Genomic DNA, 22,873 nt, shown 5'->3' with positions numbered 1-22,873 from the left:
AAATGGCCCGCATCATGCGGGCCGTTTTTGTTTGTGGGGTATGGTCGCTGAACCGTCTGGACTTCTGGTCGCCAGTGAATTGAGTGCACTGCTTCTTTATGCTTGCGACAGGGCCATCGACCAGAATATTAGCCTTTGGTCGACATTTGCTTGATTGCTGTAGTGGGGCTTGGAAGTTGGAGAAGGCAAGCGGTGTCCGTTTCGGGGACATGGTCCTCGACGAAACATGCCTCTTCGCGCACCGCAACGGGCGGAAGATTCAATTCACCAGAAACGAGCGCGCGCTGCTGCTGGCTCTGACGCGCAACCCTCGTCGCCTGATGCCCCGCGACCGTCTGCTCGACGAGATCGCGTCGGAATCCAACGTATCCGACCGCAACATCGATTTTCTGGTCAACAGGTTGCGGGCCAAGCTCGGCGATAGCGCCAAATCGCCGAATTTTATCGCCACACAATATGGCGAGGGTTACGTCTGGATCGCCGTTCCATCTTCGGTAGCGCCAATAGACGCTCTCCTGGTCATCGCACCGGCTTTCGGGCTGCCCGGATCTCCCTTCAGCCGGCAGGCGTCTTCGCTCATCGATCAGCTACGCGAGATGATTGCTGAGGGTGTTGGCGATGGCCACAACGTCATCGTTGCCGAGGACTGGACCCCCACCGACAGGCTGCGTTATTTCCTGCAAGTGAGCTTTTTTGCCCGCAACGGGCACCTCGATTGCGCGGCCACCTTGAGGGAAATGCCGTCGAGGCGGATCGCAAAAGCATTGCGGCTCCAACTCGACATGGCCGACGCCGCATCGATCACGAATGAGGCCAGCCGGGTTTCGAATGGCGTCATCGAGGTGCTGCGCAAGGCGCTCGGCCACGCCTCGACAGGGCTCGGTATCCGCGCCGAGGAACCAGCTGAAACGCGCCTTCAAAAGGCTTCGAGCGTGTTGCTGTCGACCAATCCGAGGTGGGTGGAAGGTGGCGAGCAACTGGACAGGGAGCGCAAGCAGGATCCGGACAATGCCGATATCGCCCTGCAATGGTGCCTGCATCTGTTCACGCGCCTCACGACGAGCAATCCGTTCGGCGAGATGAGCCTTGAAGAACGCTACCGCATGGAAAGCGAGATCGACGCCACGGTGCTGGACTGCCTGCCAGCCATCGAGGCGAACCCGCTACTGATGCTGGCAGCCGCCAAGTTGCTGTATTTCATCAATCGAGGTCATCTCGAATTGGCGGAAGATATCGTCCAGCGCGCCTTCGCCCGAACAACGGACTTTGCCGCGGCCTTGCCGGTCATGGGACAATTGCGCTATGCGCGCGGTCAATTCGACGAAGCTGTCCAATGCTTTGACCGCGGCATCGCGATGGTCGAACTGAACCCTCTGTACCACATCCATATCCGGGTCCTGAAATGCCTTGCCCTCCTTGCTGCCGGCAACCATGCGGCGCTTGAAGGCGCCGTCCCCACGATCGATCCCGAGATACCTTGCCCGCCCGAAATCGCCATGATGATTGCCTGGACGTTCGCGCCGGCCGATCAGGAATTGCCGCGGGCGTCCGCGGATGCGCTTGCCGCGATCGGCCCCGAGGGCGCGATCGGCGCGGTCGAATATCTCTATTTCACGTCGGCGCGTCACCTCGTTTCGGAGCAGGCGCGGGCCAACCTCATGCGTAACCTGATCGCGCATGTGACGAGGCGTTACGGCGAGCAGGTGATTCCTGCCTTTGTTCTCCGGAGTATCGGTCTGACCTCTCCGGCTGAACATGCTCGCGTACAAACGCCACCCGAGGCGGATATGGCCGTGCCCCTCAAATATTGAGCAAACAATTGCTTGATAGAGCATGTCTGGGGGCAACTCGATGTTTCTTAGGTTGCAATGCAGATATCGTGGTGGGCTGAAGCATGAAGCGTCGGGGCAGACTTAAACGAATTTCGAAGCCTGAGACCACGCGGCAAGCCAATCCAGCCTTCGATCGCGGTGTCGACACGCCGACGCTGCGGCTCCTGCGCTGGCCCGGCGCGAGCTGGCGCGCGGCGCTGCTCGGCACCACTGCCGCCGGCGCGCTCAGCTTCGCGGTCGGCGACCCGGCTGCGGCGGCGCCGACGCCCTGCGTGATCAGTGGCGCGGTCGCGACCTGCAGCGGCGATCAATCCGCCGGCATCGCCAACGGGACCGATTTTTCGGTCCCGCCGGTCACCACGCTGAACGTCAACAATCTCACCAAGGCCATCGCGCCCGCCAGTGGAACCTCCGGCATCCGCTTCAACTCCCCCGCCGCCAACCTCACCATCAGCAGCGACACCGGTGCCTTCGGCATCGCCACCGAGGGCTACAACGCGAGCGGGATTTATGCCGGCGGCCTACGCGGGATAACGCTGACCTCGACCGGGAGCATCACCACCAAGGGCGCCTACGCGCGTGGGATTCTGGCCGACGGCGCCGACTTTGTAACGCTGACCTCGACCGGTGACGTCAGCACCGCGGGCAAAGGTGCGGTCGGGATTCTTGCTCACTCTACAGAAGATGTCACGGTGACCTCGACCGGCAACATCACCACTGGGGGCGACAACGCGCGGGGGATTCTTGCCCTGGCCAGCAGCTTCGGCTCCGGCGCGACGACGGTGACCTCGATCGGCAACATCACCACTGGTGGCGTCGGCGCGGATGGGATTTATGCCCGGGGCGGCCCCACGGCGGTGGTCACCTCGACCGGCGACATCACCACCAGGGGCGATAACTCGCGGGGGATTTATGCCCACGCCAACACCGCCGTGACGGTGACCTCGACCGGCAACATCACCACCACGGGCTCCTCCATGAAGGGGATTGAGGCCAGCGCCCACAACAATGTGTATGTGACCTCGACCGGCAGCATCACCACCACGGGCGCCGGGATTTTTGCCCAGAGCCAGGCCGGCAGGATGCTGGTGACCTCGACCGGCAACATCACCACGACGGACTGGTTCTCGAACGGGATTTCTGCCAGCGGCGGCAGCTTTGTAATACTGACCTCGACCGGCAACATCACCACGAAGGGCGACTTCTCGATCGGGATTGAGGCCGTCGCCAGCCTCTTGCCGGTGGGCATCCCGTTGTACGGCCCGCTGACGGTGACCTCGGTCGGCGACATCACCACCGCGGGCAAGGCCGCCCACGGGATCTATGCCGCGAACAACTCGCGCTACGGCACGGCGGCGTCGGTGACCTCGACCGGCAGCATCGCCACCACGGGCGCCGGCGCGAACGGGATTTTTGCCCAGAGCAACGGCGCGGTGACGGTGACCTCGACCGGCGACATCACCACCACGGGCGACAACTCGCGGGGGATTGTTGCCCTGGCCAACAGCTCCGACGTGGCGACGGTGACCTCGATCGGCAACATCATCACTGGTGGCGCCGGCTCGAACGGCATTTCTGCCCAGAGCAACGGCGTAGTGACGGTGACCTCGACCGGCGACGTCACCGCTACGGGCTCCGACGCGAGCGGGATGTCCGCCCAAAGCGTGGGCGGGCCGATCGCGGTCACCATCAATTCAGGCACGGTGTCCGGCGGCACCGGTTCCGGAACGGGTGTCTCCTTCATCGGCGGCACCGACAACACGCTGGTCAACGGCGGCACCGTGATGGCCTTGTCGGGGCTGGCGATCGCGGCCAGCACGGGCAATGACGCCGTCAGCAATTTCGGCACCGTGACTGGCAATGTCGATCTTGGCACCGGCACCAACGTCTTCAACAACAATGCGGGCGGCCTGTTCAATTCCGGCGCCACCGTCAGTCTCGGCGCCGGCAACGCGCTGACCAATGCCGGCACCCTGTCGCCCGGCGGCGCCGGGACGGTCCTGACCACGGCCTTGACCGGCAACCTGGTGCAGACCGCGACCGGGCGCCTGGCGATCGATTTGAACATGGCCGGCGGGGGCAGCGCTGACCGGGTCAACGTGTCGGGAACCGCCAACCTGGCGGGCACCGTGCAGCTGCGCCTGTTGAACGCGCAGGCTGGCGTGTCCCAGCAGACCATCGTGTCGGCCGCGGGCGGCGTCACAAACAACGGCTTGTCGCTGCAGGCGCTGCAGGCGAGCCCGGTCCTGCACATCGAACTGGTCTATCCCAACGCCAACGACGTCGCGATCAGGACCTCCATCAACTTCGTGACCTCCGGCCTCAACGGCAACCAGACATTGCTCGGCAATGCGCTCAACGGGGCGGCGCAGGGCTCGGGCCTCGGCGGGCCAATCTTCAACCTGCTGCTCAACGGCCCGACATCGCTGGACGGCTACCGCGGCATGCTCAACCAGCTCTCCGGCCAAAGCGCCACCGGCACTCAGCAGGTCACCTTCGATGCAATGGGCCAGTTCGTCGGCGTGATGCTCGATCCCTTCAATCGCGGCACCGTCACACCGGCTGGCAGCGGCGTCAGCGGCTACGCCTCCGAAGGCGAGGCCGGCGCCTATGCCTCGGCCGGACGGCAACGCACCGCGGCCGAGCGCGAGGCCTATGCGATGGTCACCAAGGCGCCTATGCAACAGGACTTCGCGGCACGCTGGAACGTCTGGGCCGCGGGCTTCGGCGGTTCGCAGACTACCGGCGGCAATGCCGCAGTCGGCAGCAATTCGACCACCAGTAGCATCGCGGCCGGCGCGGTCGGCGCTGACTATCTGATCGCGCCCAACACGATCGCCGGCTTCGCGCTTGCCGGCGGTGGCACCAATTTCACTGTTGCTGGCGCTCTCGGCAGCGGCCGCTCCGACCTGTTCCAGGCCGGCGCCTATGCGAGGCATACGATGGGGGCGGCCTATGTCGCAGCCGCGCTCGCCTATGGCTGGCAGGATATCACCACCAACCGCACGGTGACCCTGGCCGGCCTCGACCAGTTGCAGGCCCGGTTCAAGGCCAACGCCTGGTCGGGCCGGCTCGAAGGCGGCTATCGCTTCGTCAGTCCCTGGATGGGCGTCGCCATCACGCCCTATGCGGCCGGCCAGTTCACTACCTTCAACCTGCCGGCCTACACTGAGGCGGCCGTCATCGGCAGCAACGCCTTTGCGCTGAGCTATGGCGCCAGAGACGTCACGGCACCGCGCTCGGAACTCGGCTTCCGCACCGACAGATCCTGGATCCTGGTCGGCACGCTGCCGGAGACGACGCTGACCCTGCGCAGCCGTTTCGCCTGGGCGCACGACTACGGCAACGACCGCGCCATCGGCGCCACTTTCCAGACGCTGCCGGGCGCCTCCTTCGTCGTGAGCGGAGCGGCCCAATTGCCGGACAAGGCGCTGACGACCCTGGCCGCCGAACTCGTCTGGCGCAACGGTTTCTCGCTCGCCGGCACCTTCGACGGCGAGTTCTCCGGCAATTCCAGCAGCTACGCCGGCAAGGCCGTCGCAAGATATCAGTGGTGACGGCGGCCGAAGGCTTTTTTAGCCGCTACATCCCGCTCAATCCGCTATCCAATCCCGTCACGGCAAAATATTCCTGCACGTTCTTCAGCACGTAGGCGTCCGGCGGGTAGAGCTCGTTCTGCCGTGCGATACCGTAGAATCGCAGCAGGTCGGGGTTCTGTAACGCGCCGGGCAGGACGCGAAAATGATAGGCGTGGAGCAGCTCGTGCAGCAGCACCGGCTTCTCGGGCGGAACGACTGATGCATCGACCGTCACGCCCTCGACCTTCGACGAGAAATGTCCGCCGCCGTCGCCCTGTCCAGGCTTGACCGCGACCGGCTGGCTTTTGAAGAAGGTCATGATCTCGGGCTTGGCCCCGCAACCGACGACGATGTCGATCTGGTGCTTCAGCGAGGCAACGACGTCCTTGATGTCAGGCGCGGCCTGCGCGGCGCTGGCGTCGACGGCGATGCCGCGATAGGTGAAAGTCGGTCCGCTCTGCGCGATCGCGGATCGCGTGCCGAGCAGGACCGCAGCTCCCGCAAGCACGAGCCTGCGCCGATCGAAATCTGTCACGTGATACCCCCGAATTCCCGCGGCAATTTCGCATGCTTTTGGAACACAGACCATGGCGGGGTTCCATCACATCTGCGTTGCAGCAAATGCCAAGAGAATGTCGCCTCATTGGCAAACTTCCGACACAGGATAGGGGCGAATACCAACGATCCGACATGACGCAGTGCTTCGCGCGGTCACGATTCCGCAGGCGCATTTCATTTATTTTGGGGAATCCGCGTGTCGCATAAACTTGCCTCGACGCTTCTCGCTGTCTTCTTTTTTCTCGCCTTCTCTCCGGCCCACGCAGAGCCGCCTGCGTCGGTGGCTAATAGCACGGCCGCGCTGTCGCCCGACGAGGCCAAGCGGGCGTTGGACACCCTTCAGGACGACAAGAAGCGCGCGCAGATGATCGACACGCTGCGCGCCATTGCGAGCGCGTCCGGTCAGCAGTCGCCCGCGCCGGAGGTGAAATCGCCGATCCCGCTCTCGGCTGACGGTCTCGGTGCCCAGCTTCTGCTCACGGTCTCGGAGCAGATCGGCGAGATCTCGAGCGAGATCGCGAGCATGGCGCGAACCCTCACGCACTTCCCGGCCTTCTATTACTGGATCGTGCGCACCGCGAACGATCCGGCGGCCTACAATCTCCTGATCGAAATCGCCTGGAAGCTCGCGCTGGTGCTCGGCTGCGCGCTCGCGGCCGAATGGCTGATCTTCCGCCTGATCCGGCGTCCTGTCGCGTTCCTGGAGGGACGCGTGCCGCAAGCCGCGCATTTGCCGACGCAGGTGCTGCCGATTGCCGATCCGCCGTCATCGGTGGCGGACGTCACTCCCGCGCCCGAGCTGCACAGGCGCCGCCACAATCTGGCGCGGATCTGGCAGGTGATGCTGCGGCTGCCCTTCGTGCTCGGGCGCTTCGTGCTCGAGCTGCTTCCCGTATTCGTCCTTATGGGCGTTTCGACCGCGCTGCTGGGTACGGAGATCGGCGAGCCCACAACTGTCCGCTTGGTTATCCTCGCGGTCGTCAATGCCTACGCGTTCTCGCGCGGTCTCATCTGCGTGGTCCGGGCGTTGGCCGGGCCGTTCGGCCTGCTTCCGGTTCGCCCCGAGACCGCAGCCTATATCGAGATCTGGGCGCGCCGCATCGTCGGCGTCGGCGTTTCCGGCATCGCCTTCGCCAATGTGGCGCTGCTGCTCGGCCTGCACCGTGCCGGCTATGCCGCGCTGCTGCGCATGGTGATGCTGATCGTGCATCTCTTCATCGTCGTCATCATCCTGCAGTGCCGCCGTCAGGTCGCCGAAGCCATCCGCGCGCCGGCCGATCGGCAGGGGATCGCGGCGCGGCTGCGCAACCGCATCGCCGGCGGCTGGCATTATCTTGCCATCGCGCTCGATCTCGCACTGTGGGCGGTGTGGGCGTTGAACATCCGCAACGGCTATTCGCTGCTGCTGCAGTATTTCGTCGGCACCGTCGTGGTGGCGCTGCTCACGCGCGTTGCCATCATGCTGACGCTGGGCCTGATCGACCGCGGCTTCCGCATCAAGCCGGATATCCTCCAGCGCTTTCCGGGGCTGGAGATCCGCGCCAACCGTTATCTGCCGCTGCTGCGCAAGGTCGTCTCCGGTGTGATCGCCTTCATCGGCTTCGTGGCCGTGCTCGAGGTCTGGGGCGTGGACGCGATCGTCTGGTTCTATGGCGGGCAGATCGGCAGCCGGCTGATCTCGGCGGTGGTGACGATCGGCATCGCGGTGTTCGTCGCGGCGGCGATCTGGGAAATCGCCAACGCGTTGCTGGACCGCCAGATCAACGCGCTGTCGCGCGACGGCCACTATGCCCGCGCCGCGCGCCTGCGCACCTTCCAGCCGATGCTGCGCACCGCGCTGCTCTGCCTGATCGCCACCGTCGTGGGCCTCACTGCGCTCAGCGAAATCGGCGTCAATGTCGCCCCGCTGCTCGCGGGCGCCGGTATCGTCGGCATCGCCATCGGCTTCGGCTCGCAGAAACTCGTGCAGGATCTGATCACCGGCCTGTTCCTGCTGCTGGAGAACACGGTGCAGGTCGGCGACACCGTCAGCGTGTCGGGGCTTTCGGGCGTCGTCGAGAATGTTTCGATCCGAACCATCCGCTTGCGCGCCGGCGACGGCGCCGTGCATATCGTGCCGTTCAGCGCGGTCACGACCATCACCAATGCGAGCCGCGGCGCCGGCAACGCCTCGGTCAGCGTCAACGTGGCCTACAAGGAGGATACGGACCGGGCAGGTCAGATCCTCAAGGACATCGTCGACGAGATGCGCCGCGAGCCGGACTTCCGTGCCCTGATCCGCGGCGATCTCGAGCTCTGGGGCATCGACAAGGTTGACGGCGCCATGGTGTCGATCGTCGGCCAGATCCGCTGCACCGAGGCCGGCCGCTGGCCGGTCCAGCGCGAGTTCAACCGTCGCATGAAGCAGCGCTTCCAGCAGAACGGCATCGAGGTCGCATCGGCCACGCAGACCATCCTGATGCACATCGCTCCGCCGGCCGACAGTGCCGCCAACCTCACGCCGCGGCGCGCCGCCGGATAACAGTCCGGTCAACTTACCGCTTGCCTCCGCTCATCCAGCAGCGTTCACTCCGGCTCCAGCCCGCTGACGACATGCGGGCGGCAAAAAGGGTGGAGAGAACGATGCGGGGGCTGTGGGCCGGATTTCGCGGTCATGTGTTCGTCATTTGCGCGTTGCTTTGCGGTGCGTTGATCTCGCCGGCTGGCGCCCAGCCGTTTCCGTCCCGCCCCATCACCCTCGTGGTGCCGTTCGCGGCGGGTGGCCCGACCGACACGCTGGCGCGCATCCTGTCCGAACGGATCGCTGCGGAATTGCACACGACTGTCGTGGTCGAGAACGTAGCCGGAGCCTCCGGCAGCATCGCCGGTGCTCGCGTTGCGCGCGCCGCGCCCGACGGCACGACGATCACCATCGGCCATTGGGGCACGCATGTGCTCAACGGGGCGATCTTCAAGCTGCCCTATGACGTGATCGCCGATTTCGAGCCGGTCGCGACCATCGCGATGGGCACGCAGCTCATCGTCGGCCGGAAATCGCTCGAGGCGAACAACCTGAAAGAGATGATCGCCTGGCTCAAGGCCAATCCCGGCAAGGCTACTGCGGGCACGGCCGGCGCCGGGACGGGCGCACATGTCGCCGGCGTCTTCTTCAAGGAGAAGACCGGCACCGACTTCCAGTTCGTGCCCTATCGCGGCGCCGGGCCCGCCATGATCGATCTCGTCGCGGGCCAGATCGACATCATGTTCGACCAGGCCTCGAACTCGCTGCCGCAATACAAGAACGGTGCGATCAAGGCGTTCGCGGTGACCTCGCCGACAAGGCTTGCCTCCGCACCTGATGTGCCGACCGTGGACGAGGCGGGCCTGCCCGGCCTCTACATCTCCTATTGGCACGGCATCTGGGCACCGAAGAACACGCCGAAAGAGATTGTCACAAAGCTCAACGCGGCCATCGTCGCCGTGCTCGCCGATCCCGCCGTCAAGCAGCGCTTCGGCGAATTGGGGCAGGAGATCCCGCCGCCCGACCAGCAAACGCCCGCAGCGCTCGCCGCCTTCCAGAAGGCCGAGACCGAGAAATGGTGGCCGATCGTGAAGGCTGCCGACATCAAGCCAGAGTAGCGCCGTCGTCGCACAACACGCCCTCATCCTGAGGAGGCCGCGCAGCGGCCGTCTCGAAGGATGCGCCGCGGGTGATATCGGGGGTCTGCATGGTTCGAGACGGCGCTGACGCGCCTCCTCACCATGAGGGGCGGGAGTCTTGCCGCATTAACCATTGTCTCGGCAGCTCTCGTGCCAATCTCGCTGCGGTGCGAGATCACAATCGATGCGCGGAGTGCTACGTCCTTGATCTCAGGGGACCGCTGGCCGACAATGTCAGCCCTTCAATAAGAAACTCCCTGGGGGATTTCGTGAATAGACCGGCTCGGGTCAGCGCCCATTCAACATCATCCGACACCGCGCATGGCATGACATTGCTGCGCGATCCCTTGCTCAACAAGGGCACCGCCTTCACCGAGGCGGAGCGCGATTCGCTCGGCCTGCGCGGCCTGCTGCCGCCTTGCGTGCTGACGATGGAGACCCAGGCCGAGCGCGTCCTGACCAATCTGCGTACGCTGCCGACGGATCTCGAAAAATACGTTGCGCTGAACGCGCTGCATGACCGCAACGAGGCGCTGTTCTTCCGCGTTGTCGTCGACAATATCGACGAGATCCAGCCGATCATCTACACGCCGACGGTCGGGCTCGCCTGCCAGAAATACGGCCTGATCTTCCAGCGGCCGCGCGGCATGTTCATCTCCTCGCGCGATCGCGGCCAGATCGCTGATATCCTGAAGAACTGGCCCTATCCGGCCAAGCTGATCGTCGTGACCGACGGTGAGCGCATCCTTGGCCTCGGCGACCTCGGCGCCAACGGCATGGGCATTCCGGTCGGAAAGCTCTCGCTCTATTCGGCCTGCGCCGGCGTGCACCCCGAGCAGTGCCTGCCTGTTGTGCTCGACGTCGGCACCAACAACGAAGAGCTCCTGAACGATCCCTATTATCTCGGTCTGCGCGAGCGGCGGCTTACCGGCGAGGCCTATGACAGCTTCGTCGACGAGTTCATGACGGCTGCGCGAAAAACCTTTCCGGGCGTCCTGATCCAGTTCGAGGATTTCGCCAATCACTCGGCGTTCAAGCTGCTGCATAAATATCGCGACGAGGCCTGCGTCTTCAACGACGACATCCAGGGCACCGCGGCGGTGGCGCTTGCCGGCCTGTTCTCGGCCTTGCGCGTCTCCGGCGGCAAGCTGAAGGATCAGAGGATCCTGTTCCTCGGTGCGGGCGAGGCGGCAACCGGCATCGCCGATCTCGTGGTCTCCGCGATGATGGCTGAGGGCGCGTCGGAAGCGGACGCACTGCGGCGCAACTGGCTGGTGGATTCCCGCGGCCTCGTCGTCAGCGGCCGCGACGGCCTTCACGGCCACAAGCTCCGCTACGCCCATACCGACCAGGCGCCGATCTCGGACTTCCTCACTGCGATCAAGACGCTGAAGCCGACGGCGATCATCGGCGTCGCTGCGGTCGGTGGCGCCTTCACCCCCGACGTGCTCAAGGCGATGGCAGAGCTCAACGAACAGCCGATCGTGTTCGCGCTGTCGAACCCGACGTCGAAGGCCGAATGCTCGGCGGAGGATGCCTATCGCTACACCGGGGGCCGCGCGCTGTTTGCTTGCGGCAGCCCGTATGATCCGGTGAAGCTCAACGGCCGCACCTTCGTGCCGCGCCAGGGCAACAACTCCTACATCTTCCCCGGTGTTGGCCTAGGCGTCATAGCCAGCGCCTCGCGCCTCGTCACCGACGAGATGTTCATGGCGGCCGCCCACACCCTCGCCGATTGCGTCGGCAAGGAAGACCTCGCGCAGGGCAGCCTCTATCCGGCACTGCCGCGCATCCGCGAGGTTTCAGCCCGCATTGCGGCAGCCGTCGCGGATGTCGCCTATCAGCGCGGCCTTGCGGACGGACCCGCGCCGAACGATGTGAAAGGGCTGGTCCAGTCGCAGATGTACGAGCCCAAATACTGAGCAAGCCGGGTCCGGAGCGGGCCCGGGCATCACGACCGTCTGACGCAAACCGCGGTCAGGTCGGCACGGCGATACCATGTCCAGTGGAATCGCCGTTGCGCCGCGCGGGCGTCTATGCGACGATCTGTAGCGTTACAAGAAAAAATCCAACCGCAAGGTACGCCACCATGGACGATCGTTTGCCCGAACTGGGCGACCTCGAGCACGAGGTCATGCAATTGGTTTGGGCCCATGGTCCTGTCACCGCCGAGGTGGTTCGCGAGCGGTTGTCGCGGCGTCTGAAGGAATCGACCGTCCGCACGGTGCTGCGCCGGCTCGAGGAAAAGGGCTATGCTAACCACACCGTGAACGGACGCACCTACGTCTACCAGGCTGCCGAACCCCGCGCGAAGGTCGCGGCCAAGGCGGTGCAGCGGATCGTCGACTGGTTCTGCAACGGCTCGATAGAGGAGGTCCTCGTCGGGATGGTGGATAATGCGATGCTCGACCAGCAGCAATTGCGCACGCTGGCCGACCAGGTGGCCAAGGCGAAGAAAGCGAGGGGAGTGAAGAAAGAATGATCGCAACTCTGGCGGAGGCGGCGCTGCGCTCCTTTGTGCTGGGAGGCGTCGTCTGGTTCGGACTCACCCTGTTTCGCGTGCGCAATCCGCACGTCCACATGACGGCATGGGTCGTCGTGCTCATGGCCTCGCTCGCGATGCCATTCGTGATGCATTGGCCGACGCTCACCATCGATCGGCTGCCTCTGTCCGTGCCTGTCACGGATGAGGCGTGGCAGGCCGACCTCTCGTCGCTGGAGACGCCGCAGCCGGCATTGCCGATTCCGCCCGGTGCGATCGTTGCTCCGCCGGTGAAGAGCGTCGTCTCGATCAATTGGTGGCTGCTGGCCACCGTGGTCTATGCCAGCGTCGCCGGCATGTTGCTGCTGCGGCTTGCGATCGGCCTCTGCCTGACCTGGCGGCTGGCGCGCGCGGCGAAGCCGATGAAGGGCGCGCAGACGATCGGTGCCGACGTGCGTGTCAGCCGCGACGTCGGCGGTCCCGTCACCTTCGGCTCGACCATTCTGGTGCCGCCGCAATTCGCCGGCTGGGACGCCAAGAAGCGTCTTGCGGTGCTCGCGCATGAGGGGGCTCATGTCGCCAACCGCGATTTCTACGTCCTCCTGCTCGCGGCGTTCAACCGCGCGGTGTTCTGGTTCAGCCCGTTCTCGTGGTGGCAGCTCGCGCGTCTTGCCGAGCTCGCCGAGATCATCAGCGACGCCCAGGCGATCGAAGTCATCGACGACCGGCTGTCCTACGCGGAAATCCTGCTCGACTTTGCCAGCAGCGTGAAACCTCGCCCCGTGGAGCTCGCGATGGCGCGGGCTTCGACCGTCCGCGCCCGCGTCGAGCGCATCATCGCGGCCGCCGCAATGCCGACTGCGGTCGGCTGGCGCAAGCGGCTGTGGATTGCCGCGGCGATCGTTCCGGTCGTGGTCGTGTCCGCCGGCATGATCGCCTATCGCACGCCGGATCCCGCGCCCGCCGTGGCCGACCTCGGCGAGGTACCGGCCCAGCATTACCGCCCCTTCGTCAATTTCTACGCCATGGGCCCGGCCTCGGTGTTCGCGATCTTCCGCGAGGGTGATGAGGTCTATGGCCAGCTCACCGGGCAGCGCAAATTGCGTCTGACGGTGGGCAGCGACGGCACCGCGTCCTATCCGGCCTCGTCCGGCGAGATCACATTCGCGCTCGATGCGGAGCGCCGCTCCGGCGGGCTGACGCTGCGCATGAACGGACGCGACATCCGTGCGGCTCATATCTTCGAGATGCCGGTGGCCGCCAGCGAGCCCGGTTCGCTCGACCAGTATGTCGGCTGGTACAGGGCCGCGCCGAACCGTGTGCTCACCGTGCGCCGCGACGGGGACCGGCTGCAGGTGCAGGAGACCGTGCAGGGCCGGGCCGCGCTCCTCGCCGAGGGGGCCGACGTCTTCTCCATCCATGGCGACAATCTCCTGGTGTTCCTGCGCGACGAGCAGGCCAAGGTCTCGAGCGTGCTGGTCCAGAACGCCGTCTTCGGCGCCCGTATCGCACCGCGCATCGACGCTGCGCAGGCGCAGGCGATCGAGGCCGATTTCGCACGACGGGTCGCGGAAGTGCCGGACCGCTTCCGCGAGCAGGTTCCGGTCGCCGGCGGCAAGGAGATGATCCTGCGCGGGATCGAGGATATGCGTCGGGGCACACCCAACTACGATCGTATGAGCGCGCCGCTGGCTGCCAAGATCCAACGTCTGCTCACTGAAACGCAGGCGACATTCGTCGCGCTCGGTGCGGTGGAATCGATCTTCTTCCGCGGCGTCGGCCCTGGTGGCTACGACATCTATGGTGCCAAGTTCGAGAACGGCACGGCGGAATTCCGCCTGCTGCTCGAACCCGACGGCAAGGTCGGTGACGTGATCTTCCGGGCCGATGGCAATGACGAGCTCGGCGGCATCGTTTCCTGCGCCGAAGAGGCGAATGTGCGTGGCCGCGCCGCCACCTCGCCGATCCGGATCATGGTCTACAACGAGATGGGCGACGATATTCGCGTCTTCAATCTCGATGCCGACGGCAATCGCAAATCGCAGAGCGTGGTCAGGCCCAACATGAGCTGGGCCACCACGACCACCGTGAACAATCCCTGGGTGATTGCCGACAAGTCGGGGCGGTGCCTTGAAGTCTTGGTGCCGGGCCGGCAGACGCGCTTTCACAATGTCGAGGCTTCGAACATCGGGGCAAAGCCGGGGCGTGCGGCGCGCCGCGCCATTCCGATCGCCAATGGCGAGGAGATGCTGCGCCACTACATCGATGGCATCGGCAAAGGGCAGCCCGATTACGAGCACATGACGCCAGAGGTCGCTGACATCACGCGCCAGCAGCTTCCGTTCGACCAGGCGATCCTGGCGCGGCTCGGTGCGCTGCGTGCGGTCTCGTTCCGCGGCGTCACCGCGCTCGACAGCGACATCTACATCGCCCAGTTCGCCAACGGTTCGGCGGAATGGCGCATCGGTGTCAGGAACGGCACGATCACCAAGATCGCGCTCGGGCCCAACTTCTAGGATCGCTTGTGGCCCATCCGTCGCGTCGGATGGGCGGCTCAGGCATGTGGACTGGGATCCAACAATCTCCGCTTGCCGGGTCACGCGCTTAGTGTTACGGTTTGTAGCATTACGGTTCGTAGCCTCAGCCGCTGCCGGTGGGCACGACAGAATTGGGCGATCGCCATGAGCAATCCTGCAAAGGCCGAAGCTGTCTTGGCTCTTCATCGCTTCGGCATGGGGCCGCGGCCGGGATCGATCGCGGCAGTCGGCACCGACCCGCGCGGCGCGCTGATCGCCGAGCTCGACCGGCCGCTCGCGCTGACCGCCGCTGCTGTCCTTCCCACCAGCGCGAAAGCCTATCGCACCGTGGCCGATGCCAATGCGCGGCGGACCGCGCGCGCCAAGCAGGCGCAGCAGCAGGCCAAGAAGCAGCAGGTCGCGGCCGCGCAGGCCATGTCGGAGGATCAGGGCCAGACGCAAGGTCAGGGCCAGGAGAAGGACGCCGCCGAGATGGCAGCGAAGCAGGCTGCCGACGCCGTCCCCGATCCCGGACGTCCAATGTATCTGCAGGAAGCCAAGCTGCGCATGGAAGCCGCGCTTGCCGCCGACATCGGCTTTGCCGAGCGCCTGGTGTGGTTCTGGTCGAACCATTTCTGCATCTCGGCCAACAAGATCCAGAGCATGTCCGGCGCCTATGAGCGCGAAGCGGTTCGCGCCAACGCGCTCGGCCGTTTCGTCGATCTGCTGCAGGCGGTCGAGGGCCATCCGGCGATGCTGTTCTATCTCGACAATCTCGAATCGATGGGCGCGAATTCGATCGCGGGCATCAACCGCAGCCGCGGCCTCAACGAGAACATCGCGCGCGAAATCATGGAGCTGCACACGCTCGGTGTACGCACCGGCTACACCCAGGATGACGTGATCAGCTTCGCCAATGTCATGACCGGGTGGACCTTGGTGCCGCCGGGCGCCGATCCCCAGCATGGCGGCGAGTTCACCTTCAATCCGCGGCTGCACGAGCCTGGCGAGCAGACCGTGCTCGGCAAGCGCTATGAGCAGGAGGACGTCGAGCAGGGCCGCGCGGTGCTGCGCGATCTCGCCGCGCACCCGGCGACCGCGACCCACGTCGCGACCAAGCTCGCGCGGCACTTCGTGGCCGACGTGCCGCCGCCGGTGCTGGTCGAGCAGATGGCGAAGAGTTTTCGCGACACCGAAGGCGATCTCAAGCAGGTCGCGATCGCGATGGTGTCGTCGGACGAGGCCTGGCGCGGACCACCGACCAAGCTCAAGCGTCCCGGCGAATGGGTCGTCGGCATGGTGCGCGCGACCGGCATCACGACCGTCGATCCCGTCCGCTACACCGGGGGGCAGGAGCTGCTCGGCGAGGCGTTGTGGCGTCCGTCCGCGCCCAAGGGTTATCCGGATGACGAGGCGAGCTGGATCGACGGCGTCGGCCGACGGCTCGACATCGCCAATTATTTCGCCGAGCGCATCACTGGTCTGGCGGATCCGCAAGTCATCATCGAGGACGTCTTCGCGTCCGAGATCGCACCCGAAGTGAAGCAGGCCGTCGGCCGCGCCGAGAGCCGGCAGCAAGCGCTCGCGCTGCTGTTCATGTCGGCTGATTTTCAGAGGAGGTGAGCATGGGCGTCGTCACTCATTTGCCCACGCGGCGCGAGCTTCTGGTCGGCTCCGGTGCGCTGTTCGCATGGAGCCAGATGCCGCGCATTGCGCGCGCCGAGGGCCGCGATCCGCGCCTGCTCGTGATCGTTCTGCGCGGCGCGCTCGACGGTCTCGGTGCGGTCGCGCCGGTCGGCGATCCCGACTGGATCTCGTTGCGCGGGGATCGTGCGCTCATGCTGGATGGCAAGCCGCCGGCGCTGCCGCTCGATGCCTTCTTCGCGCTCAATCCGGCGATGCCGAACCTGCATCGGCTCTACAAGACCGGCAAGGCCGCGATCGTGCACGCTACCGCGACGCCCTATCGCGAACGCTCGCATTTCGACGGGCAGGACGTGCTGGAGAGCGGTTTCACCAAGCCCGGCGCGACCGCTTCGGGATGGCTTAACCGCGCGTTGCTGGCGATGGAATCCGGCGGCCGTGTCGACCCGCGCGGCAGCCGCGCGCTCGGCATCGGTTCGGTGACGCCGCTCGTGGTGCGCGGTTCGGCGCCGGTCATGACGTGGGTGCCGCAAAAGCTTTTGCCGGCGAGCGAGGACACGCAAAGCCGCCTGCTCGATCTCTACCAGCACACCGATCCGAAGCTTGCGACCGTGCTGCAGGCGCGCATGAAGCTCGCCTCGCTCGGCGGCGCTCCCGGTGCCGGCGATCCGATGTCGGACGATCCGACGCTGATGCCGCCGGGTGCGGCACGCGTGCGCGCCTATTTTGCCGAAGCCGCCGGCACGGCCGCGCGCTATCTGGCGAAGTCCGACGGCCCGCGCGTCGGTGCGATGGGTTTCGTCGGCTGGGACACGCACATCGCCGAAGGCGCAGCCTCAGGGCAACTCTACAATCTGCTCGGCGCACTCGACGGCGCCTTTGCCGCGATCGAGACCAATATGGGCGAAGCGTGGGGCGAGACGGTCGTCGCCGTCGTCACCGAGTTCGGCCGGACCGCGCGCATCAACGGGACGCAGGGCACCGATCACGGCACCGGCACGGTCGCCTTCCTCATCGGCGGCGGGCTCACCGGCGGCCGCGTGATCGCGGACTGGCCGGGCCTGAAGCCGGCGCAGCTCCTCGAGGATCGCGATCTTAAGCCGACCGCGGACTTGCGCGCCGTGCTGAAGGGGCTGCTCAGGGATCATCTGCGCGTCGACGAGAAGGTGCTGGCCGAAGCGGTGTTCCCGGGCAGCGCCGACGTCAAGCCGCTGGGAGGCCTCGTCGGCTGACGGGCAGTCCTCGCAACTGGAACCGGGTTCATGATGTGCACACTGACACAACGGGAGCTCGACTTTCTCGCCAGCCTCAAGACCGGCTGGCGAAGGCTCTATCGGCGCGAGCTGATGCGGCTGCTGAAGGGCAACGCCGAGCCCGGCGAGGATCAGCCCGGCGCGCGCCCGATCCTCTGGCGCGTCGTATCGGGCTGATTTTCCGTCGACCTGTCCCGATTCAGGACACCGACTGTGGTGGAATCGTCACAGCCGGCTCGAAACGGCCACGGCCTCAGGCCCGCTTCTCTTCCGACAAGGTTCTGCCCTCATTGCCCACCGAAACTTGGGGTTGTTCGGAGGGCGCATCATGTCTCGCATTGCAAGTGCCGAAACTGCCCGGATCTCCCTGGGAACCTCGAGCCGGTTGCTGCTCGCAATCGTCAGTGCCGCATCGCTCGCCGCGTGTGCGCAATCACCGGTCGGTCGCCAGAGGGCGGATCTCGGCACCAGCAGACAGGCTGCGGTCGAGCGCCCCCACAGGGTCGCAGCGCTGCATCCGCGGCCGATCCGCCGGGCGCGCATCGCCAACGGTGAGGCAAGACAACACGCCGCGCATGGTGTCGCCAGCTTCTATTCGGACACCGAGACTGCGAGCGGCGAGAAGTTCGACAAGAACGAGTTGACCGCGGCCCATCCGACGCTGCCGTTCGGCACCAAGCTGCGCGTGACCGATGTCTCCTCCGGCCGCTTCGTCACCGTCAGAGTCAACGATCGCGGCCCCTATGTTCGCGGGCGTGTCGTCGACATCTCGCCATCCGCGGCCGAGGCGCTCGGCATGGTCGACAAGGGCCTCGCCAATGTCCGGCTCGACGTCGTGCGATGAGCCGCGTTTCGCCGATCTGAAGCGCCGCGCTTAACCGCCTGTTAGGCGCTTCTCAAGCACCATGGCTGCCCAAACAAATCGGGCTTTTGGGGAGGCGGGCGCTTGAACACGATCCAGTATCTCGAAGATCAGGCTGCACGCGCCGAGCGCCTTGCCAAACGGATCACGGATACGCTGACGATCGAAAAGCTCCTGACCTTCGCCGGCGACCGCCGCCGCGAGATCGAAGTCATCGCCGGTAAATACCGGCGCGCATAACGCTTTCAAACCATGCACTGAACGCATTCCACCTCGCCGCGAGGCGCGGAACTTCTTCTTCTCTGCTGCGTCATCTGCGCAGTGAATGAGGAGGAGGACATCATGGGCTTTGGACGAGGTGCTTTGCTTTGGTTGCTTGGCGTGCCGCTGCCGATCGTTCTGCTGCTGGCATTGTTCTGGCATCACTAAACTTGCAATACGAAAAGCGCCGCGGGAGCGGCGCTTTTTTGTTGCCTGCATCGAGACTGCATCGAGCGTGATGCGTGCTCAGGTGTGGCTCTCGACGAAGTCGCTGAGATAGTCGGGCAAGGTCACACCATCGATGTCGCAACGCGCCTGGATCTCGCCGGCGACATCGGTCGAGATGTCCTTCATCCAGTGCTCGAGCGTGTTGAACGAGATCACCTTGATCGGATCGTTGAAGCAGCCGGCGACGAGTTCGCCGATGGTGGCTTCGAGATCGCTCCGCTCGATGCGGATTTCGGTTGCCTTGTCGAGGCGATCGATCACCACGAACAAGGTCTGGTCAGCGCCATAGGGCACGACCGGGGATGGCACGCCAGCTTCAAGCATCTTGGACACTCACGCCTTTGGCTTCCGATCACCGTTAACGGGAAAAACCGGAAGAAGGTTCCTGCGGAAATCACAGGATGCAAGCGAGACGCTTGTCGTGTGCGTGCAATACCGGAATCGTCGTGCAGTCAGAGAAATTCTCTCAGCCGCGAAAGCTCGGTGACGTGCTCAGGCGAGAGGACATCCGTGACCAGCGGCGGCTGCGAGATCGTGTGAATCTCATAGAGATGCCGGGTCTTCGCCGGCTTGCCCATGAACGCCGAGATGCACTCGTCGAGGGTGCCCTGGCTGACTTGATAAGGCTCCCTGTCCGGCCGGCGCTGGTTGGCCAGTGACGGCCACTTATGCAGCGCCGCGAGCGCACCGAAATCAACCTTTGAGTCTGCGACTACATCCCTCATCACGCCACCTCACGCAAAAAAGAACCTCACGCAAAAAAAGAACCCCAGCTCGCGGATTTGCGCGCCGGGGCTCACTCCTATCGCTGCATCTCAATGCCACGACCGCCCAACGCAGCAGCCGGGAAAAGGTTCCCGGCCGCCTCGCTGAGATCAGCTCGCAGCTGCCGCGATCTTGTGCCCCGGGCTGGTTTGGCTGTGGCTCGTCTCGTCGCCGCGACTGACCTCCGGCGGAAGCCCGGCGAAGCGCCGCAGGGCCTCGGCCATCTGCACCCGGCCCTGGACGCCGGTGATCACCACGTCCACCATCGCAAAGGACGAATGGAAATGGCCACGCGCCTTGAGCTGCTCGACCGGTACACCGGCGGCCGCCATCGCCTCGGCATAGGCGATGCCCTCGTCGCGCAGCGGATCGAACTCGCAGGTGACGACGAAGGCCGGCGGCAGGCCGGCGACCTTGCCACGGAGCGGCGAGACCCGCGGATCGGTGCGGTCGGCCGGCGAGCAGTAGAGGTCCCAGAACCAGTACATCAGCGATCGCGTCAGGAAGTAGCCGGTCGCATTGTCGTTGTAGGACGGCCGGTCGAAGGTGCAGTCGGTGACCGGGCACACCAGCAGCTGACCGGCGATCTCGGGCCCGCCGCGGTCGCGCGCGAGCTGGCAGGTGACGGCGGCGATGTTGCCGCCGGCGCTCCAGCCGGCAACCAGCACCGGGCCGGGCTTGCCGCCGAGCTCGATGGCGTGCTCGGCGATCCAGCGCGCGGCCGCATAGCCGTCCTCGGCCGCGGTCGGGAAGCGATGCTCCGGCGCGTGGCGATAGCCGACACTGACGAACATCATGCCGGTCCGCCGCACCATGTCGCGGCAGAACGGCTCGTCCGACTGCTCGTCGCCGAGCACCCAGCCGCCGCCGTGGAAGTAGACCACGACCTGATGCGGTCCAGGCGTCGCCGGCTTGTAGACGCGATAGGGCAGCGGCCCATCGGCGCCGGGCAGGGTGCCGTCGACGATCTCGCCAATCAGCCGTCCCGCGGGGCGGCCCTTGTTGAACTCGTTGACGAAGGCACGCGCGCCGATCGCGCCCATCGACTCGATCGGCGGCAGGTTCAGCGAGGCCAGCAGATTCAGCACCAGCCGGACGTCCGGCTGCAGCTTCACCACCTCGCCGTCATTGCACTGCGCGGCGACGTTGGGGCCGGTCAGCTTGAAGCCGAGCATGCCGCGGCTCGTGACCTCGTCGCAGATGCTGCGATAGGGACCGACGCCGCCGGTGTAGGGCATCAGGCCCTGCACCTTGCCGGGCACGTTCGCGCCCGTGTACCAGGTGTTGGCGAGCCGGTGCAGCGTCACCATCGAGCAGTCGGCCATGTGCCGGCCCCAGCCGGCCTGCGCCGTCTCGGTCGGCTCCATCGTGGTGAAGCCGGCATCGCGCAGCGCGGCGAGGCGGTCGACGACCCAGTCGACATGCTGCTCGATCGAGACCGCCATGTTCGACAGCACCGATGGGCTGCCGGGCCCCGTGATCATGAAGAAGTTCGGGAAGCCCTCGACCGTGAGACCGAGATAGCTCTGCGGTCCGTGCGCCCAGACGTCGGTGAGCGACTTGCCGCCCCGCCCGGTGATCGGATGCACGGCGCGGATCGCGCCGGTCATGGCATCGAAGCCGGTCGCGAACACGATGACGTCGACGTCGACACTACGCTTCGCCGTCGTGATGCCGCTCGCGGTGATCGCCTTGATCGGCTCCTGGCGCAGATTGACCAGCGTGACGTTCGGCCGGTTGTAGGTCGCGTAGTAATTCGTATCGAGGCAGGGACGCTTGGCGCCGAACGGATGATCGTCCGGCGTCAGCGCCGCGGCCGTCTCGGGATCCTTCACGGCAGTGCGGATCTTTTCACGGATCAGGTCCTGGACGATCTTGTTGCCGTCGACATCGACGGCCTGATCGGCCCAGAGCTGCGTCAGGATGTGGACGAGGTCGCCGGCGGCCCAGGCGCGTTCGAACCGCTCACGACGCTCGGCATCGCTGAGCTGCCAGCTCACGACGGTCTGCTGCGGATAGGGCACACCGGTCATCGACTGGCGGGCCTGCTCGCGATAGGCGGCGCGGTCGCTCTGGAACAGGTCCATGCGATCGGCCGGCGAGGGGCCGTTATGGGCAGGCAGCGCGAAATTCGGCGTGCGCTGGAAGACGGTCAGGTGTGCTGCCTGTTCGGCGATCAGCGGGATCGACTGGATCGCCGACGAGCCGGTGCCGATCACGGCGACGCGCTTGCCCGCGAGGTTGACGCCGTCATGCGGCCAGCGTCCGGTGAAATAGATCTCGCCCTTGAAATCCTTGACGCCGTCGATCTCCGGCGGTTTGGGCGCGGAGAGGCAGCCGGTGGCCATGATGTAGTGGCGGGCTGAAACCGGCGCGCCGTTGCTGGTGGTGAGCTGCCAGCGTTCGGCCGTCTCGTCCCACTTGGCCTCGGTGACCTTGGTGTTGAAACGGATGTCGCGGCGCAAATCATAGCGGTCGGCGACGAAGCCGAGGTAACGCAGGATCTCGGGCTGGGCCGCGTATTTCTCCGACCAGGTCCAGGCCTTGTCGAGCTCCGGATCGAACGTGTAGCTGTAGTCGATGGTCTGGATATCGCAGCGCGCGCCGGGATAGCGGTTCCAGTACCAGGTGCCGCCGACATCGCCGGCTTCTTCGAGCGCGACTGCCGAGAGGCCTGCCTTGCGCAGGCGATGGAGAAGATAGAGGCCGGCAAATCCGGCGCCGACCACGGCGACGTCGACCTGTTGGGCTGTTCCACTCGCCGCCTTGGACTCACGTGCGGCGACCATTGCGTCTGGCATGGTATTCCTCCCGTGTATTTTGTTTTGCCGGCAGGCTAGCCCTGCAGGTTTTCTCTGTCATCAGGACAAGTGCAATCTTCGGTAGTCGTTTGCGGCGCAGTCGTGGCCGCGCGAAGATTGCGGCGATACACGCACTGCGATGCACAATCGCCGGGATTGCCCGGTCTATCAGACCACATCCTTCTGTGTATGCTTGCGGTTACAAGCCACGCGTGCCGACCGGGCGTCATGACAGAGTTGAGTGAGCGAACCAGAGCCAACATGGACGTCGTCCTCGAGGAGACGTGCCGCCAATTGCCGCATGGCGGCGATCACGACAGCCGCCGGTTCATTGCCGAGCGCCTGATCGAGGCGGCGCAGGCGGGACACTCGACGCTCGGCGAGCTCGGCATCATCGCAAGGCGCGCGCTGGCGGAGATCAGCGCCAAGGGCGGTTAGAAGAGCGGTCAGGCGC

17 protein-coding genes are annotated in these 22,873 nt (G+C 65.4%); 12 read left to right on the top strand and 5 right to left on the bottom strand.

The annotated features are described in order from the left end of the window. Nucleotides 1-209: 209 nt before the first annotated feature. Both VGR99_RS37045 and VGR99_RS37040 read left to right on the top strand, forming a co-directional pair. On the top strand, nt 210-1,811 hold the full coding sequence (locus VGR99_RS37045) for a winged helix-turn-helix domain-containing protein (protein ID WP_326904888.1): 1,602 nt from the start codon (nt 210-212) through the stop codon (nt 1,809-1,811). A gap of 83 nt (nt 1,812-1,894) precedes the next feature. After that, nucleotides 1,895-5,389, top strand: coding sequence for an autotransporter domain-containing protein (locus VGR99_RS37040; protein ID WP_326904887.1), 3,495 nt, complete (start codon nt 1,895-1,897; stop codon nt 5,387-5,389). A gap of 25 nt (nt 5,390-5,414) precedes the next feature. Here VGR99_RS37040 and VGR99_RS37035 read toward each other — a convergent pair whose 3' ends face one another. Beyond that, nucleotides 5,415-5,945: a hypothetical protein gene (locus VGR99_RS37035; protein WP_326904886.1), complete on the bottom strand. Its 531-nt coding sequence runs from the start codon at nt 5,943-5,945 to the stop codon at nt 5,415-5,417. A 219-nt stretch (nt 5,946-6,164) separates the two neighbouring features. Here VGR99_RS37035 and VGR99_RS37030 point away from each other — a divergent pair, with 219 nt between their 5' ends. The 9 genes from VGR99_RS37030 to VGR99_RS36990 all read left to right on the top strand — a co-directional run bounded on the left by VGR99_RS37030 (nt 6,165) and on the right by VGR99_RS36990 (nt 18,346). Next, on the top strand, nt 6,165-8,489 hold the full coding sequence (locus VGR99_RS37030; RefSeq protein ID WP_326904885.1) for a mechanosensitive ion channel domain-containing protein: 2,325 nt from the start codon (nt 6,165-6,167) through the stop codon (nt 8,487-8,489). Nucleotides 8,490-8,590: 101 nt separating this feature from the next. After that, nucleotides 8,591-9,586: a tripartite tricarboxylate transporter substrate-binding protein gene (locus VGR99_RS37025; RefSeq protein WP_326904884.1), complete on the top strand. Its 996-nt coding sequence runs from the start codon at nt 8,591-8,593 to the stop codon at nt 9,584-9,586. Nucleotides 9,587-9,876: 290 nt separating this feature from the next. Next, entirely contained in the window at nt 9,877-11,529 is a 1,653-nt protein-coding gene (locus VGR99_RS37020) for an NAD-dependent malic enzyme (protein ID WP_326904883.1), read from the top strand. Nucleotides 11,530-11,696: 167 nt separating this feature from the next. Beyond that, a complete protein-coding gene (locus VGR99_RS37015) occupies nt 11,697-12,089 on the top strand; it encodes a BlaI/MecI/CopY family transcriptional regulator (protein WP_326904882.1) in 393 nt (130 codons plus the stop codon). Beyond that, the gene (locus VGR99_RS37010) at nt 12,086-14,605 is read left to right on the top strand and encodes a M56 family metallopeptidase (protein ID WP_326904881.1); all 2,520 of its coding nucleotides are present in this window, start codon (nt 12,086-12,088) and stop codon (nt 14,603-14,605) included. Before VGR99_RS37015 ends, VGR99_RS37010 begins: the two co-directional genes overlap by 4 nt. Before the next feature lie 165 nt (nt 14,606-14,770). Further along, entirely contained in the window at nt 14,771-16,228 is a 1,458-nt protein-coding gene (locus VGR99_RS37005) for a DUF1800 domain-containing protein (protein WP_326904880.1), read from the top strand. A 2-nt stretch (nt 16,229-16,230) separates the two neighbouring features. Beyond that, nucleotides 16,231-17,481 (top strand): DUF1501 domain-containing protein, encoded by a 1,251-nt coding sequence (locus tag VGR99_RS37000; protein ID WP_326904879.1) that lies wholly within the window; start codon nt 16,231-16,233, stop codon nt 17,479-17,481. A 30-nt stretch (nt 17,482-17,511) separates the two neighbouring features. After that, entirely contained in the window at nt 17,512-17,679 is a 168-nt protein-coding gene (locus VGR99_RS36995) for a hypothetical protein (protein WP_326904878.1), read from the top strand. Nucleotides 17,680-17,830: 151 nt separating this feature from the next. Then, the gene (locus tag VGR99_RS36990; RefSeq protein WP_326904877.1) at nt 17,831-18,346 is read left to right on the top strand and encodes a septal ring lytic transglycosylase RlpA family protein; all 516 of its coding nucleotides are present in this window, start codon (nt 17,831-17,833) and stop codon (nt 18,344-18,346) included. A gap of 30 nt (nt 18,347-18,376) precedes the next feature. Here the strand turns inward: VGR99_RS36990 and VGR99_RS36985 are convergent, their stop codons facing one another. The 4 genes from VGR99_RS36985 to VGR99_RS36970 all read right to left on the bottom strand — a co-directional run bounded on the left by VGR99_RS36985 (nt 18,377) and on the right by VGR99_RS36970 (nt 22,419). Then, nucleotides 18,377-18,844, bottom strand: a complete 468-nt coding sequence (locus VGR99_RS36985) for a hypothetical protein (RefSeq protein WP_326904968.1) — start codon at nt 18,842-18,844, stop codon at nt 18,377-18,379. A 27-nt stretch (nt 18,845-18,871) separates the two neighbouring features. Further along, the gene (locus tag VGR99_RS36980) at nt 18,872-19,177 is read right to left on the bottom strand and encodes a hypothetical protein (RefSeq protein ID WP_326904876.1); all 306 of its coding nucleotides are present in this window, start codon (nt 19,175-19,177) and stop codon (nt 18,872-18,874) included. Nucleotides 19,178-19,305: 128 nt separating this feature from the next. After that, nucleotides 19,306-19,578, bottom strand: coding sequence for a hypothetical protein (locus tag VGR99_RS36975; protein ID WP_326904875.1), 273 nt, complete (start codon nt 19,576-19,578; stop codon nt 19,306-19,308). A gap of 150 nt (nt 19,579-19,728) precedes the next feature. Next, the gene (locus VGR99_RS36970) at nt 19,729-22,419 is read right to left on the bottom strand and encodes a flavin-containing monooxygenase (protein WP_326904874.1); all 2,691 of its coding nucleotides are present in this window, start codon (nt 22,417-22,419) and stop codon (nt 19,729-19,731) included. Nucleotides 22,420-22,608: 189 nt separating this feature from the next. On the opposite strand from VGR99_RS36970, the gene VGR99_RS36965 reads away from it, so the two are divergent. Beyond that, complete coding sequence (locus tag VGR99_RS36965; RefSeq protein WP_326904873.1) at nt 22,609-22,857, top strand: hypothetical protein; 249 nt, start codon at nt 22,609-22,611, stop codon at nt 22,855-22,857. Nucleotides 22,858-22,873 lie beyond the last annotated feature (16 nt).

The organism is Bradyrhizobium sp. (assembly GCF_035935975.1).
Taxonomy (GTDB): Bacteria; Pseudomonadota; Alphaproteobacteria; order Rhizobiales; family Xanthobacteraceae; genus Bradyrhizobium.
This window is presented reverse-complemented; position numbering and strand designations above follow the sequence as displayed.

Excerpts from the sequence above, each read along its gene's own strand:
- VGR99_RS37045 (WP_326904888.1), top strand. The coding sequence starts at position 210 with ATGGTCCTCGACGAAACATGCCTCTTCGCGCACCGCAACGGGCGGAAG.
- VGR99_RS37040 (WP_326904887.1), top strand. The coding sequence starts at position 1,895 with ATGAAGCGTCGGGGCAGACTTAAACGAATTTCGAAGCCTGAGACCACG.
- VGR99_RS37025 (WP_326904884.1), top strand. The coding sequence starts at position 8,591 with ATGCGGGGGCTGTGGGCCGGATTTCGCGGTCATGTGTTCGTCATTTGC.
- VGR99_RS37015 (WP_326904882.1), top strand. The coding sequence starts at position 11,697 with ATGGACGATCGTTTGCCCGAACTGGGCGACCTCGAGCACGAGGTCATG.
- VGR99_RS37010 (WP_326904881.1), top strand. The coding sequence starts at position 12,086 with ATGATCGCAACTCTGGCGGAGGCGGCGCTGCGCTCCTTTGTGCTGGGA.
- VGR99_RS37005 (WP_326904880.1), top strand. The coding sequence starts at position 14,771 with ATGAGCAATCCTGCAAAGGCCGAAGCTGTCTTGGCTCTTCATCGCTTC.
- VGR99_RS37000 (WP_326904879.1), top strand. The coding sequence starts at position 16,231 with ATGGGCGTCGTCACTCATTTGCCCACGCGGCGCGAGCTTCTGGTCGGC.
- VGR99_RS36995 (WP_326904878.1), top strand. The coding sequence starts at position 17,512 with ATGATGTGCACACTGACACAACGGGAGCTCGACTTTCTCGCCAGCCTC.
- VGR99_RS36990 (WP_326904877.1), top strand. The coding sequence starts at position 17,831 with ATGTCTCGCATTGCAAGTGCCGAAACTGCCCGGATCTCCCTGGGAACC.
- VGR99_RS36985 (WP_326904968.1), bottom strand. The coding sequence starts at position 18,844 with ATGCAGGCAACAAAAAAGCGCCGCTCCCGCGGCGCTTTTCGTATTGCA.
- VGR99_RS36980 (WP_326904876.1), bottom strand. The coding sequence starts at position 19,177 with ATGCTTGAAGCTGGCGTGCCATCCCCGGTCGTGCCCTATGGCGCTGAC.
- VGR99_RS36975 (WP_326904875.1), bottom strand. The coding sequence starts at position 19,578 with ATGAGGGATGTAGTCGCAGACTCAAAGGTTGATTTCGGTGCGCTCGCG.
- VGR99_RS36970 (WP_326904874.1), bottom strand. The coding sequence starts at position 22,419 with ATGCCAGACGCAATGGTCGCCGCACGTGAGTCCAAGGCGGCGAGTGGA.
- VGR99_RS36965 (WP_326904873.1), top strand. The coding sequence starts at position 22,609 with ATGCTTGCGGTTACAAGCCACGCGTGCCGACCGGGCGTCATGACAGAG.